This window comes from Paenibacillus thiaminolyticus, assembly GCF_003591545.1.
GTDB lineage: Bacteria > Bacillota > Bacilli > Paenibacillales > Paenibacillaceae > Paenibacillus_B > Paenibacillus_B thiaminolyticus_A.
In genome coordinates this window covers 73,766-87,101 of record NZ_QYZD01000023.1, presented here as the reverse complement: position 1 = coordinate 87,101, position 13,336 = coordinate 73,766, and the positions used below count along the sequence as shown (strand labels likewise).

Genomic DNA, 13,336 nt, shown 5'->3' with positions numbered 1-13,336 from the left:
CGCCAAGGGGATAACGAACATAAGAGGCAGACAGGAACATCCCCATCCTGTGCCAGGGGAGTTAAAAGAAAAAACCGGGAGTTCCCTCCCGGCGGCTAGATTCGCTTGCGAATCCGGTATGTGCAGCGCTGGCCCTGCTCCGCGATGCATTCGGTGCGGGTCACATCCGCATCCAGCAGTTCGCGGAACAACGCCAGCTCGCAAGCACAAGGCTGCTTATAATGTTGGGCCACCTGCGCAATGGGGCAATTGTACTCATGCAGCAGCCAGCTTCCATCCTCTTCCTTTTCCGTCTCAACCATGTATCCATTATGATCCTGAATGGTCCCTAGAGCTTCGACGCGTTCATCCAGGCTGGATTGGCCCATCTGTGGAGCATATTTTGCGAGCAGCGACTGCTTGCGGCTCTCGAACAGCTTCCTGATTCCATCATCCTCTAGCCAGACCTCCATCTCCTTCAGCAAGTCCAGAACCAGTTGATGGTATTGCTTCGGGAAGTGTTCATCCCCTTGGGTCGACAGCCGGTATGTACGCAGCGGGCGGCCCATCGGCTGGCGCACCATCTCGGTCTCCAGCAGTCCTTCTTCCTCCAGCGTATACAGATGCCTACGCACGCCCATTTCGGTCATGTTCAGTTCGATGGCCAGTTGGGCAGCCGACATCGCTCCATTGGTCTTGAAGAGCATCAGCATCTGTTGGCGGGTCGACATTTTCGAATCAGACTGTTTCAATAGTAACCACCTTTATTTGGCTTGTCTTCGTATCGACATTGTATCTTATCCCGGTGACCGAGACTAGATCATTTCTTTGGCAATGAACTGGCGGGCGCCTTCGGCGAATGGTGGCAACAGCTCCTGCAGCTCTGCCATAGCGGGATGGAGCTCGCGTCTCTTCCATGCAGCGTAATCCTGAACGAGTGATTTGCGCAGGCGAACGAGGCCGAGCAGACTGTCATGCAGCCGCTCCGGTATGACTCCCTCTTCCGATAAAATATTAACGATGTCTTCATAGCTGCTGGCGTCCCTCATCATAAATCCGTCGATCAGCAGACTGCCTACATCGGTAATTAGCTCAATGGCGATATGGAGCGCCCGTTCTTGCGCGTAGGAAGCGGTAAGGCTGCCATCCCATCCGTTCCGAATCGCATTCGCGGCTTCCACGATTTCGGGAACCATATTCAACCGTTCTTCGATCTGTGTGGTATTGACATAGTACATCGCTAGCCTCTCCCTTCTCTGTCAGACACTGTCACAGACAGCATATCGAAGCTGGACATGATTCGCAACCACAAAAAAAGGAGCCCGTCAGCCCCTTTTCCTGAAAAATCTTGCTTATTCAACGATCAAATAAGATTTCATATCATCATGACCTGTACCACACATGACCGAACAGTGAATTAAATATTTCCCCGGCTTGTCGAAAACAAAGTCCTTTTCCATTTGACCGTCTTTCAAATCGATCTTGAAATCTTCAATGCCAGCACCGTGAAAACCAGATTCATTCACCAGCTTCAGGCGGACTTTCTCTCCGGCCTTGACCTTATATTCGGCCTGATCGAACGTAAAATCATTTCTCGCTACAATCTTGACAAGCTTAACGCCTTCTGGAGCTGCTTCTTCTTGCTCAGCCTTCGGCATGTTGAAGAGCAACAATCCGATGGCGAAAACGCACGCGATGCTGAACAATGTGAACATTGCCCATTTTTGCATAACTGTCATACGCCCCTTTGTCAGTTACATTCGTCACCTTTTATATTACAAAATCTTCCCTGAATCTCTCAACCCCAACTTGAAATTTTCTAAATCATTTTTGAACTTTGTGACGAATTAATGAACGAAAAGAGAATTTTCTTTTATTTTCGCCGTATTTACGCGATTTCATCCGATGGGAAGGCCTGAAGCTTCCTTGACATTTCCGTGAACAGCCTCATTGTTCTTCCTCATTATTTTTAAGAGTTGCGATAAATTTACGAATCTTCGGCGGCAGCGGAAGACCGATGCGCCCGTAATTTTCCACAATGGACACAAGCTCGTTCGCGAGGTAAAAGCTGATGGCGCCTTCTCGTATCCATACGGTGCCGAAGACCGTATCCATATGATGGGCCAAAATGACGATAAACAGCATCAACCCTTTGCGGGTCAGGCCCCAGAACCCTCTCTCGCTGCTCAAGCCCTTGCCTTCCCGCAGTGAAGCGGCAACGCCGGAGATATAATCAATGGCTATGGCGATGATGAGAAGCGATAAGAGCGGGTTCCAGGTGCCGAACAGGAAAGCGACGACTCCGCCGAGAAGCCCGCTTAAGCTGTTCAGAGCAAGCTGTCTCATAAGATCAACCTCCTCTTGCTACGTGATACCTTATCGTATGCAAGGTCTTGTCCATCCCGCCACGGCCGGGTTCCATCCTGACAAAAAAATACGGACCTCCACCATCCGAAGGCACGGTCCGCATCGCTATAGATATGATTATTATTTGAAAAATTGCGGCAAGTACGCCCGATTCGCCTCCAGCATCTCATCCAGCAGCGCCTTGGCCACGCGGACGGAAGGGACAAGCGGATGATGCACCATCGCCTGCAGCGCAATTCCGCGATCTCCGGTGACTGCCGCTTCAATCGTTAGTTGCTCGTAGGTCTTCACGGCATGCAGCAGACCTTTAATATGTTCCGGAATCCAGCGCGGCGGCAGCGCGATCGGGCCTTGCTTCGTGACGACACAATTGACTTCAATGCTGGCGCCGGCTGGGAGAAAGTCGTAAATATTGCCGTTCAGCACGTTCAGCGTCTGGATATCATGTCTATCGTTGTATATGGAATTCATCAGATTGACCGCCGCTTCCGAATAATAAGCACCGCCCCGCTGCTCCAACTGCTTCGGCTTCTCCCTGAGCGACTCATTCTTATACAGCTCGAACAATTCGGTCTCGACGCGGCTGACGACGTCTGCACGCGTACCGTTCTTCGCTAGCGATTCCTTCATCTCCTCGAACATCTCATCCGTCTGGTAGTAATATTTCAAATAATACGTCGGAATCGCTCCCAATGAGACGAGGAATTCCGAATCCCACCCCGTCGTTGGCACGTTCTTCGCATTGTACGCTTTCCCTCCGGCCAACAACTCCGGAAGCTTCTCCTCCCCCTTGACGGCAGCCGAAGTGACCCAGTGAAGATGGTTGATGCCGACGAATTCCGGCAGCACCTCGGCTTCGGATACTCCATATTCCGCAGCAAGGAATTTCTTGACGTTGATCGGCGAGTTGCACAATCCGATCGAACGGACACGGCTATGCTTCGCGACCGCTTCCGTCACGATGCCTGCCGGGTTCGTGAAGTTGAGCATCCAGGCGTTCGGTGCCAGCCGTTCCATGTCGCGGCAAATCTCAAGCAGAACGGGAATGGTGCGCAGCGCCTTCATCATCCCGCCCGGTCCGGTCGTCTCCTGGCCGATGACTCCATGCTGAATCGGAATATGCTCGTCCTGCTTCCGGGCTTCCAATAAACCGACTCGCATTTGCGTGGTCACGAACTCGGCGCCTTCAATCGCGCGCTCCCGATCCAGCGTAAGATGGACGTCGATTGGGAGCCCGGATTCCTGGACCATGCGCTTCGCCAGGTTGCCGACAATATCAAGCTTATGCTTGCCTTGTTCGATATCGACCAGCCACAATTCGCGGATTGGCATTTGCTCATAGTTGCGAATGAATCCTTCCACAATCTCCGGCGTATACGAAGAGCCACCGCCGATCACAGCAATCTTCAATCCGTTGTTGTCTCCCATGGTTGGTACCTCCTTCATTTTGAAAAGCAAATCGCTTTAACTTATGATCGAAGCTTATCCGGGAAAAGTGAATGACTTCAAACGAGCATCCAGCTCCGAGCTGATGATAACTCCTGCTTCATCCATCGCGCTCAGCACCGCTCCGACGACCGGATCGGATTGCAGCCGGATACATCGGGCCTTCGGCGCTACCCTGCTCACTTCCCGGGTCACCGCATCTTGCAGGTAAGAGCCTTGGCCCCGCATTAACACACTGCCGATAAGGACGACATCGAATTCGTCATCCGTCATATTCAGCCGGCGAATCAGCGCATTGACCGCATTGCCAAGCTCCGTTCCTTCCTCCTCCAATATGCGCTGCGCGACAGCATCGCCCCCGGCTGCCGCTTCGAACAAGCATTTGACCAGATCCCGCGGCACGGACACGCCGTTATCCAGCACATCGGTATACATATCCTCGACATTGCCGTAATTCATTTCCTTCAGAATGAGCGGCGTCAGTCCTGTCGCTTCCCCTCGCCCGTCCCACTCTCGAATGACCGCGCGGAACGCCAATACCGCTAGGCTGGACCCCGCGCCGAATCCGTCGCCGAACAGATGGCCGTAGCCTCCATACTGCAATTCGTCGCCGTAGCGGTTGCGGGCGGCGCTGTTGAAGCCCGTGCCGCTGATGATTACGCCGCCATACGGGCGATCCGTACCTGCACGCATGCCGATCATCGTGTCGCAGGCAATCGCATGCCTGGCGAAGCCCAGCTCCGCAATCATCGGCCGCAGGATGACATAATCCGGTTCGCGATCCGCTCCAGCTAGGCCGAAGTAGGCAAAGGCCACTCCCTCATGCCTCAATCCGGCCGAAGCAAGCGCGGCTTCGCAGGCGGCACGAATATTGCGGGCGGCCCCATTCCGGTCAATCTGATGATTCCCGTTGCCGGATAGGCCTGTTCCGAGCACATTCCCTTCCGCATCGACCAGCAAAGCGTGCGTCTTGCTCCCTCCTGCGTCAACTCCTAAGTAGATGCTCATCGGTTTCTCTCCCATTCATCTGCAAAATGCACCCCTCGCACCTTCACGTGCGAATATTCATCTGTGCTATATCCCTACCTTACAATTTGGTTTATCCCATTAACTACTACTAACCTCGTGAAAACTAATATGATCTTACTGTTTTTTCTTCGTTCGCTGATTTCGGATTTCGCTAGGCGACACACCGAATAGCTGCTTGAACAGACGATTGAAATTCGATAAGTTGCGAAAGCCGCATTCTGATGCAATATCAATAATTTTCTCATCCGATGATTCCAATAAATGAACCGCTTGGGTCAGCCGTAGTTGGATAAGATAATCAAGCGGCGACGTGCCGACCGCCTGCTGGAACAAGGCGCTGAACCGGGACGGGCTCAAATGGGTCAGCTCGGCTAATTCCTTCAGCGTCCACGGGTAATCCAAATTGAGCTCCATCGTTAAAATAAGCTCCTTCAGTGCGTGGATTCCTCGGTGCTTCACCGGCGCCGCCTCCCCTTCCGCGAGAGCGCCGTGCCGGTTGACGAGGGCGAGGAAGCGGGTCAATTGCGCCCGGATGACGGATGCGTAAGATGGAGCACGCAGATCCATCTCCTCCTTCATATTGAGGAGTATTGCGATCAATTCATCGTATGCCGGCATGTCCCGATTGACCAGATTGGTGAACTGTATGCCCTGTTCCCGGAACGGGCGAAGCAAGTCGTGGTCGTAACGCATCTCCATGGCCAGCATCCCGGGATCGAACATATGAACGTCAATGACCAGATGATCCGTCTCAAAGGCGCGATGCAGGTCCTGTCCATTGATGAGGATAATATCTCCCGCCTGAAGCTGATACTTTACACCATTGATCACACAAAATCCTGTCCCGCCCCGGATATAATTAATCTCCAGTTCGCGGTGCCAATGGAGCCGTTGAAAGCTTGGACTTACGCCTTCCGTCGTCGATACGAGGTAGGGCATCGGCGTAGGCCAACACACCGGATCAGGCATAATGGCCTTCGGCCTTTCCCGGGGTTCCGTATATACATTCCGATCCACTCAAGCTTCACCTCCATAATGGAAACGTTCTCTTTCTATTACAACAAAAAAAGGCAATTCCGCAAAGAAGAACATTTCGCGTCCTGTACACAAATAAATTGACAAAGGCAATAAAAAGACATTAAGATGTAAAATGCAAAAAACTAAAGGGAGCAGGTGACCTACCCGTGAATTACCAACCGATTGTAAAGGAAAAGACGTTAATTGAGCGCAACGATGAAGACAACCTGTATCAAGTCAAAGTGAAATTGCAGGATGGCACTCAATGCCGCGTCATCTACAACAAAGGAGCAATTACCATCAGCCGCTTGCTCTCCATTCCTTGTCCCGTATGCAGAAAGGACTTCATTTGCTTATGTCTGAACCGCTTCGCGGAACAAATTGACAGCCAAGTCCATCTATCCGACATGCTCGCTGAATAAATGAATAAATCCTGTTGCAATTCGAGACATCTGGTGGTATAATGTAACAGGTAACGGGGCATTAGTTCAGGGGGAGAACGCTTCACTGGCAGTGAAGAGGTCAGCGGTTCGAATCCGCTATGCTCCACCATCATAGCTACACTCAAGAACATCTGGATGAAGATGTTCTTTTTGTTATGTCTGCACAAAAGAACCCGCAAGGGTTCTAAGATGCGGGTTCTTCATGAGGGCTCCCCTAATGAATTTTTGGACAGCAAGTGGGTCAGTTCCTTCATGAACATATTGATATCCTTGAATTGGCGGTATACGGAAGCAAATCGGACATAGGCCACCTCATCGACCGGATACAATTGCTCCATCACCCGCTCGCCGATAATGCGGCTCTCTACTTCGGCATGAGCTGTATTCCGGAGCTGCTTCTCCACTTCCGACGCTATCATCTCCAGCCGTTCCACCGAGACCGGCCTTTTCTCACAAGCCCGAATCAGGCCTCGCAGCATCTTGTCGCGGCTGAACTCCTCGCGGCTTCCATCCTTCTTAATGACAATAAGCGGCGTCTCTTCGACCATTTCGAAGGTCGTGAACCGGCGGCTGCACAGCTCGCACTCCCTTCTCCTCCGGATGGATTTATTATCATTCGCAGGCCGGGAATCCAGCACTTTCGTTCCAAGATGGGCACAAAAAGGACATTTCAAATGGTGTTCCTCCTTTCTTCCCGATCTAACTCGGATGTTATAGAAAATACCAGTCGTTACCTGTAATGAACTTAGCGAGAATGCACACAATACAATTACCAACCGCAAGGAGGTGAATAGATATGAGCCAAAGCAACCGTTCCAGCAACAACCTGGTTGTACCTCAAGCAACTGCAGCACTCGAGCAAATGAAGTTCGAGATCGCTCAAGAATTGGGCATTGCCATTCCGCAAGACGGATACTATGGCAACATGGCAACCCGTGACACCGGCTCGATCGGGGGATACATCACGAAGCGCCTGGTACAAATCGCGGAGCAACAACTAGCAGGTCAATTCAAATAAGGCATTACGAGCATCGGAGCAAGCTGGTAACCCCGGCTTGTCCGATGCTTATTCATTTGATCCCATAGACATCCTTATACTTATCATAATAATGGATAACGCGCTGTACGTACAGCTTCGTTTCCCCATAAGGAATCTGGTGCTTCACCGTCTCGAACCGTCCGTCCCACGTCTTGTTGCGGAGCCATTTGCTCACATTGCCCGGACCGGCGTTGTATGCCGCGATCGCCGCAATCCAGTTGCCATTGAACTGTTTATGCAGCGATTGCAAGTACCAGGTTCCGATGTGAATGTTAGGATCTATCTCGTACTTCAATTCCTCCATCGTCCAATGCGAATCAAGCTTGAGCTGCTCCATCGCCCACGAGGCCGTCTCCGGCATCAGCTGCATGACCCCTATAGCGCCCTTCCTGGATTCTTGTCCAGCCTGGTAATTCGTCTCTACCCGAATGATGGCCGCGACAAGCAGCGGATCAATCTGGTACTTGCCCGCGTGCTTCCGAATCTCATCCTCATATGGAATCGGATACATCCAGCGGCCCAGCCATTGCGATTGTACGAATATAATAAATAGAAACCCGAGAAAGAGGACGAGCAAAAAACGTTTTTTCCGCATCAGATTCATGATTCGGTTCATAACAAGCCTTTCTGAAGCCAGAACTGTTCCACCTGTTGCCGAGTCTCTTCCATTCCCTTGCTGTTGTCGATGACGTAATCCGCCCGTTCCCGCTTCTTCTCAATATCCCACTGGGAGAGAAGCCGTTCGGACGCTTCCGCTTCAGTTAACCCGTCCCGCCGCATCAAGCGCTCTAATTGGATCGCTTGCGGGACGTAGACGACCACGATCTCCTCGAACCGATCAGTCAAGCCGGACTCGTACAGCAGCGGCACATCCACCACGACTAGCGATTGCGGATGCTCCTCCTCAAGCCGGCGCATCTGCGTCATCATCTCCTGCCGGATGGCAGGGTGGGTAATCTCCTCAAGCGCCTTCCGCTTGACGTCATCGGAAAATACAACGTTTCCAAGCCGCTTGCGGTCAAGCGAGCCGTCCGGCAACAGCATGTCCGCTCCGAACCGGTCCGCGATTTGATCTAACGCGGGACTGCCAGGAAGCACGATCTCCCTGGCAATCCGGTCAGCATCAACAAGCAGAGCGCCCCGTTCCACGAGCAGAAGGGAGACGGTGCTTTTCCCCGACGCAATGCCGCCGGTTAATCCGATGTTCATGCCTTCACCTCATTTATTTGCCTGCTTACATTAAGATATCAATTTTAGCATCCCCATCAACATTAACAACAAACCTGGCAGGAATGATATTCTCTTAATCCAGCGCTGGTGCGAGAACTTCATTCCCAGATGCATGCCTGCCCGCAAAAAGGCACCGCTAAATAAAGCGATCACAAGCGCCGTCAGCAATGACGGATAGTCAAGCAAGGATGCCCCGATCCCTGCGCCGAAAGCATCAAGCGACAAGGCGGCTCCGAGCCATGCCGCTTCGGCGGCGCTAATGCTTCCCGAGCGATCAATATCGGCAGCCGAGGGCGTCTTCAATATTTGAATGACTAAGCCGAGACGGCGCAGCTGGATGCGAATGAGCGGCTTCGATTCCGCCCGGCCAATCCAGTCCTTCAGGTCCTGGGGAGGAATGTCCTTCATACCGCCGCTCCGGCTTCGGCCCGCTTCCGTTGCATCCTGCTTCTTGCAAAGCAACTGGATGATCGCCCAAGCCCCGATCGTAATCAGGATAACCGAGCCGGTCCACTTCGCGGCAGCCGGAGATACGTACCGGAGCAGGAGCCCTCCGGCCTGCATCGACAGCCAGATGAACAATCCGGAGCATATCGAAATGATTAAGATCGAAAATATCGGGATACGCACACGGCGCAGACCGTAAGTCATTCCGACTCCGAAGCTGTCAAGGCTCAGCGCAAAAGCCAAGACGAACATGGACGCTGCTTTCATTAGCATCACATTACCCTCCCTGCTCGGCGAGAACCGGCCCGCATGTCAGAGCAGGCTTCCCGCCGGTATACCCCATCATATGGGCAACAGCGGAGAGGGGTGAATGCTAATTAGCGCGTTGAGAATGCTTCTGGCAGCGCGGGCAGTAATGCGTGCCCCTGCCTCCGACGACGCTCTTTTCAATGATTTGTCCACAGCGGATGCACGGCTCGCCTTGACGGCCATACATTTGAAGCTGCTGCTGGAACATGCCCATCTCGCCCTGACCGTTGACATACGATTTGATCGAGGATCCTCCGGCCTCGACCGCCTCGGTCAACGTGGCCACAATCGCTTCGTGCAAGCGGACGCATTCCGCTTCGGTCAGCTCGTCCGCCGGCCGCAGCGGATGAATGCCTGCCCGGAACAACGCTTCATCCACATAGATATTCCCGATGCCTACCACGACATGCTGATTGAGAAGCACCGGCTTAATGAAGCTGCGGCGCTTGCGCAGCAAAGCGGCCAGCACATCGGGCGTGAACTCTTCCGAGAGCGGCTCCACCCCCAGCTTCTGCAGCGGCGGCATGCTCCATTCCTCATCACGCCGGAACAGATGCATCGTGCCGAACTGGCGCACGTCCTTATACCTTAGTTCGCTGCCATCCGTCAGATGGAAGATAACGTGAGTATGCTTCTCCACCGGCTCCCCTGCCTGGAACACGCCATAGCGCCCTTCCATCCGCAGATGGGACACCAGCGTAAGCCCGTCCAGCAAAATGCGGAGGAACTTGCCCCGCCGCTCTACCTGTTCGATAGTATGTCCGCTCAATGCGTCGCAGAACTCTTCTATATTCGCTGGACGCTGGATGATGCGGGAGAGCGTAACGGTCACGCGCTCAATCGTTTTTCCCGCCACCAGCGTATTTAATGTCCTTTTGACAGTCTCCACTTCCGGCAATTCCGGCATGTCAATCACCTCTCGTTGTCCATTATACCGAATATTGTCCTCCTGCGGAGTACTGGTTTTCATTTACTTCGCTTCATACCAATTGCCGCCAGAGCTGACATCGGCCCGAAGCGGCACATCGAGCTTCAAAGCCGCTTCCATCACTTCCGGCACCAGCTTCTTCATAGAGTCCACTTCATCCTCCGGCACCTCGAATACCAATTCGTCGTGCACCTGAAGCAGCATCCGGCTCTTCAAGCCCAGCTCCTTCAGCTTGGCATCCATCTGCACCATCGCCAGCTTGATAATATCGGCGGCGGTGCCCTGGATCGGCGTATTCATCGCCGTCCGTTCCGCGAACGAACGAAGATTGTAGTTCGATGCGTTGATATCCTTGAGATAACGTCTGCGCTCGAGAAGCGTCGTGACATAACCGTCCTTGCGAGCCTGCTTGACGATATCATCCATATATTGGCGGACGCCACGGAACACATGGAAATACTGCTCGATGAACGCGGCCGCTTCCTTGCGCGTAATGTGTAGGTTCTGGGACAACCCGTAGTCGCTGATGCCGTATACGATGCCGAAGTTGACGGCCTTCGCCTGCCGGCGCATATTGGCATCGACCTGGTCGGCGGCGACGCCGAATACGTCCATCGCAGTCTTCGTATGAATGTCCATATCGTGGATGAACGCTTCTTTCAGCTTGTCATCCCCAGAGATATGGGCCAGAACGCGCAGCTCGATCTGGGAATAGTCCGCCGCGACAATATACCAGCCCGGCTCCGAAGGCACGAACGCTTGGCGGATTTGCCGCCCTTCCTCAAGCCGGATCGGAATGTTCTGAAGATTCGGATACTGGCTGCTCAGGCGGCCCGTCGCCGCAATGGTCTGACGGTAATACGTATGGACCTTGCCCGTGCTCTCGCGCACTTCCTTCAGCAGCCCTTCAATATAGGTGGACTGCAGCTTCGTCATCTGCCGGTAGAGCAAGATGAGCGGAATAATATCATGGTACGGCTCCAGCTTCTCCAGCACCTCGGCATCGGTCGAATATCCCGTCTTTGTCTTCTTGACAACCGGCAAGCCCAGCTTATCGAACAGAATCTCGCCCAACTGCTTCGGCGAACCGATATTGAATTCGGTGCCGGCGAGATCATAAATGCGCGCCATCGTCTCTTCTATCTGCTGCTTGAAGTTCGTTCCCAAATCGTGAAGACTTTGCTTGTTCACCCGGATGCCCGTCTTCTCCATCTGTGCCAGCACCTTGGAGAGCGGCAGCTCCAGATCATAATAGAGCCGGTTCATCTCCTGCTCTTGCAGCGCCTTCTCCATCACCGGCTTCAGAAGCCGGACGAGCTTCGCTTTGCGAGCCGCATGCTCTGCGACAACCGTCTTCTCCGGCACCTTGAACTTGGCGCCTTTGCCGTAGACGGCGTCATTGTCCGGAGAGGACGGCAGCCCGTACTTCACCGCGACGGACTGCAGCGTAGCCGAAGCATCCTCCGGATTGAGGAGATAGGCCGCGAGATGGACGTCGAAGACGGATCCCTCCAGCGGAACTCCCGCCCAATGGAGCACCAGATCGTTATAGTGAAGATCGAAGCCGCTTTTTGGAAGCTGCCCGTCTCCCAGCCATGTCCGCAGCTTGGCTGCCTCTTCGCTCTGCAGTTCATCTGCCGTCACATACCAGCTCTCTTCCTCTGTCCCGACAAGCAGGCCGATGAGCTCCGCTTGATGCGGATTGTCGCCATGGGCTTCCACAATCAGCACGTCTGCGGCTGCGAGCGTCTGATTCAGCCCGTCCCATCCGCTTTCTCCGGCCATACGGACATGGAGACGCTCCGCCGTGAGCGATTCATCGACGGCTGCAGGCTTAGCCTCTCCACCGACACCGGCTTTTTCAAGCCGCTCAATAACGGATCTGAACTCAAGCTTTCGGAGCGCCGGCATTATCTCTGCTTGCAAGCCGTCGAACTTCATCTGTTCCGGCGGCAGATCCAGCGGAACCTCCCGGAAAATCGTGGCCAGCCGCTTGCTCATCCGGGCATCTTCCGCATGATTGACCAGATTCTCCTTCATCTTGCCCTTCAGCTCGTCTACATGCTCCAGCACGCTCTCGACGCTAGGATACTGATGCAGCAGCTTCAGTGCCGTCTTCTCTCCAATTCCCGGAACGCCCGGGATATTATCAGAGGTGTCTCCCATCAATCCTTTCAGATCGATAATCTGTTCCGGCTTCAAGCCGTACTTCTCCTCTATCTCGGCCGGAGTGTACTTCTCCACCTCCGTCACGCCCTTGCGCGTAAGCAACACGGACACGTGGCCGGAAGCAAGCTGAAGCATGTCCTTGTCCCCGGTGACGACGAACATCGGCTGTCCTGCTTCATCCGCCTGGCGGGTCATCGTGCCGATGATGTCATCCGCCTCGTAGCCCGCCATCTCGAAATGGGCGATGCCCATCGCCGTCAGCAGCTCCTTCAACAGCGGGAACTGCTCGGACAGCTCCGGCGGCGTCTTTTCCCGGCCACCCTTATAATCCTGATAGTCTCCATGGCGGAACGTCTCCTTGCCCGCGTCAAACGCGACCAGCATATGAGTCGGCTGCTCCTCCTCCAAAATGCGAAGCAGCATCTGCGTAAAGCCGAATACGGCGTTGGTATGCGATCCTTGTGAGTTCGTCAATGGCGGCATCGCAAAAAAAGCACGGTAAATAATGCTATTGCCGTCGATTACGATCCATTTTTCTTTCATTAATAAACACCTCAATCCCGTCTCATGTTTTCATGATAGCATAGCGTGAACCGGAATAGGAAATCGAATCTGAACGCGGCGCTAAGATCGGATGCCGAATGGACTTCACTTACATAAATTGCATCTCCCAGCGGGTCAGGTTGGCCCATCGGTACCCTTATAATCAATCTCCCAATGAGTCAGGAGCACTCGCCAGCGTCCTTATAATCAATATCCCAACGAATCAGGAGTAACCATCAGCATCCTTATAGTCAATATCCCAACGAATCAGGAGTACAACCATCAGCGCCCTTATAGGCAATATCCCAACGAATCAGGAGCACAACCATCAGCGCCCTTATAGTCAATATCCCAACGAATCAGGAGTACAACCATCAGCGCCCTTATAGG

The 13,336-nt window shown here is 53.4% G+C and carries 15 protein-coding genes and 1 tRNA gene; 3 read left to right on the top strand and 13 right to left on the bottom strand.

Annotated elements, in window-relative coordinates:
• Positions 1-95 precede the first annotated feature (95 nt).
• The 7 genes from DQX05_RS21320 to DQX05_RS21290 all read right to left on the bottom strand — a co-directional run bounded on the left by DQX05_RS21320 (position 96) and on the right by DQX05_RS21290 (position 5,838).
• Complete coding sequence (locus DQX05_RS21320; protein WP_182914852.1) at positions 96-731, bottom strand: helix-turn-helix transcriptional regulator; 636 nt, start codon at positions 729-731, stop codon at positions 96-98.
• 63 nt (positions 732-794) lie between these two features.
• Complete coding sequence (locus DQX05_RS21315; protein ID WP_119795481.1) at positions 795-1,217, bottom strand: DUF86 domain-containing protein; 423 nt, start codon at positions 1,215-1,217, stop codon at positions 795-797.
• A 114-nt stretch (positions 1,218-1,331) separates the two neighbouring features.
• Positions 1,332-1,709 (bottom strand): cupredoxin domain-containing protein, encoded by a 378-nt coding sequence (locus tag DQX05_RS21310; RefSeq protein ID WP_119795480.1) that lies wholly within the window; start codon positions 1,707-1,709, stop codon positions 1,332-1,334.
• Between the two features lie 217 nt (positions 1,710-1,926).
• A complete protein-coding gene (locus DQX05_RS21305) occupies positions 1,927-2,325 on the bottom strand; it encodes a phage holin family protein (protein ID WP_119795479.1) in 399 nt (132 codons plus the stop codon).
• 141 nt (positions 2,326-2,466) lie between these two features.
• Entirely contained in the window at positions 2,467-3,774 is a 1,308-nt protein-coding gene (locus DQX05_RS21300; RefSeq protein ID WP_119795478.1) for a 6-phospho-beta-glucosidase, read from the bottom strand.
• A 54-nt stretch (positions 3,775-3,828) separates the two neighbouring features.
• On the bottom strand, positions 3,829-4,800 hold the full coding sequence (locus DQX05_RS21295) for an N-acetylglucosamine kinase (RefSeq protein ID WP_119795477.1): 972 nt from the start codon (positions 4,798-4,800) through the stop codon (positions 3,829-3,831).
• Positions 4,801-4,935: 135 nt separating this feature from the next.
• Complete coding sequence (locus tag DQX05_RS21290) at positions 4,936-5,838, bottom strand: AraC family transcriptional regulator (protein ID WP_119795476.1); 903 nt, start codon at positions 5,836-5,838, stop codon at positions 4,936-4,938.
• 167 nt (positions 5,839-6,005) lie between these two features.
• On the opposite strand from DQX05_RS21290, the gene DQX05_RS21285 reads away from it, so the two are divergent.
• Together DQX05_RS21285 and DQX05_RS21280 are read left to right on the top strand one after the other, a co-directional pair.
• Positions 6,006-6,260 carry a hypothetical protein gene (locus tag DQX05_RS21285; protein ID WP_087445290.1) on the top strand — a complete coding sequence of 85 codons (255 nt, stop codon included), beginning with the start codon at positions 6,006-6,008 and terminating at the stop codon, positions 6,258-6,260.
• 55 nt (positions 6,261-6,315) lie between these two features.
• Positions 6,316-6,390 (top strand) — tRNA-Ala (locus DQX05_RS21280).
• A gap of 91 nt (positions 6,391-6,481) precedes the next feature.
• Here the strand turns inward: DQX05_RS21280 and nrdR are convergent.
• Positions 6,482-6,955 (bottom strand): transcriptional regulator NrdR, encoded by a 474-nt coding sequence (gene nrdR / locus DQX05_RS21275; protein WP_119795475.1) that lies wholly within the window; start codon positions 6,953-6,955, stop codon positions 6,482-6,484.
• Between the two features lie 122 nt (positions 6,956-7,077).
• Between nrdR and DQX05_RS21270 the strand changes: the two genes are divergently transcribed.
• Entirely contained in the window at positions 7,078-7,299 is a 222-nt protein-coding gene (locus tag DQX05_RS21270; protein WP_119795474.1) for an alpha/beta-type small acid-soluble spore protein, read from the top strand.
• Positions 7,300-7,351: 52 nt separating this feature from the next.
• Here DQX05_RS21270 and DQX05_RS21265 read toward each other — a convergent pair whose 3' ends face one another.
• From DQX05_RS21265 to polA, 5 genes are all read right to left on the bottom strand, one after another.
• Positions 7,352-7,936: a lytic transglycosylase domain-containing protein gene (locus tag DQX05_RS21265; protein WP_182914851.1), complete on the bottom strand. Its 585-nt coding sequence runs from the start codon at positions 7,934-7,936 to the stop codon at positions 7,352-7,354.
• Positions 7,933-8,529, bottom strand: a complete 597-nt coding sequence (coaE, locus tag DQX05_RS21260; protein WP_119795473.1) for a dephospho-CoA kinase — start codon at positions 8,527-8,529, stop codon at positions 7,933-7,935. Before coaE ends, DQX05_RS21265 begins: the two co-directional genes overlap by 4 nt.
• A gap of 30 nt (positions 8,530-8,559) precedes the next feature.
• Positions 8,560-9,270, bottom strand: coding sequence for an MntP/YtaF family protein (locus DQX05_RS21255; protein ID WP_119795472.1), 711 nt, complete (start codon positions 9,268-9,270; stop codon positions 8,560-8,562).
• Positions 9,271-9,370: 100 nt separating this feature from the next.
• Entirely contained in the window at positions 9,371-10,213 is an 843-nt protein-coding gene (gene mutM, locus DQX05_RS21250) for a DNA-formamidopyrimidine glycosylase (RefSeq protein WP_119795487.1), read from the bottom strand.
• Between the two features lie 63 nt (positions 10,214-10,276).
• Positions 10,277-12,946, bottom strand: coding sequence for a DNA polymerase I (gene polA / locus DQX05_RS21245; RefSeq protein WP_119795471.1), 2,670 nt, complete (start codon positions 12,944-12,946; stop codon positions 10,277-10,279).
• Positions 12,947-13,336: the final 390 nt, after the last annotated feature.

Bases quoted from the DNA above. Each gene is read 5' to 3' on its own strand.
- polA (WP_119795471.1), bottom strand. From the start codon at position 12,946: ATGAAAGAAAAATGGATCGTAATCGACGGCAATAGCATTATTTACCGT.
- mutM (WP_119795487.1), bottom strand. From the start codon at position 10,213: ATGCCGGAATTGCCGGAAGTGGAGACTGTCAAAAGGACATTAAATACG.
- DQX05_RS21310 (WP_119795480.1), bottom strand. From the start codon at position 1,709: ATGCAAAAATGGGCAATGTTCACATTGTTCAGCATCGCGTGCGTTTTC.
- coaE (WP_119795473.1), bottom strand. From the start codon at position 8,529: ATGAACATCGGATTAACCGGCGGCATTGCGTCGGGGAAAAGCACCGTC.
- DQX05_RS21295 (WP_119795477.1), bottom strand. From the start codon at position 4,800: ATGAGCATCTACTTAGGAGTTGACGCAGGAGGGAGCAAGACGCACGCT.
- DQX05_RS21300 (WP_119795478.1), bottom strand. From the start codon at position 3,774: ATGGGAGACAACAACGGATTGAAGATTGCTGTGATCGGCGGTGGCTCT.
- DQX05_RS21305 (WP_119795479.1), bottom strand. From the start codon at position 2,325: ATGAGACAGCTTGCTCTGAACAGCTTAAGCGGGCTTCTCGGCGGAGTC.
- DQX05_RS21255 (WP_119795472.1), bottom strand. From the start codon at position 9,270: ATGCTAATGAAAGCAGCGTCCATGTTCGTCTTGGCTTTTGCGCTGAGC.
- DQX05_RS21265 (WP_182914851.1), bottom strand. From the start codon at position 7,936: ATGAACCGAATCATGAATCTGATGCGGAAAAAACGTTTTTTGCTCGTC.
- DQX05_RS21315 (WP_119795481.1), bottom strand. From the start codon at position 1,217: ATGTACTATGTCAATACCACACAGATCGAAGAACGGTTGAATATGGTT.
- DQX05_RS21270 (WP_119795474.1), top strand. From the start codon at position 7,078: ATGAGCCAAAGCAACCGTTCCAGCAACAACCTGGTTGTACCTCAAGCA.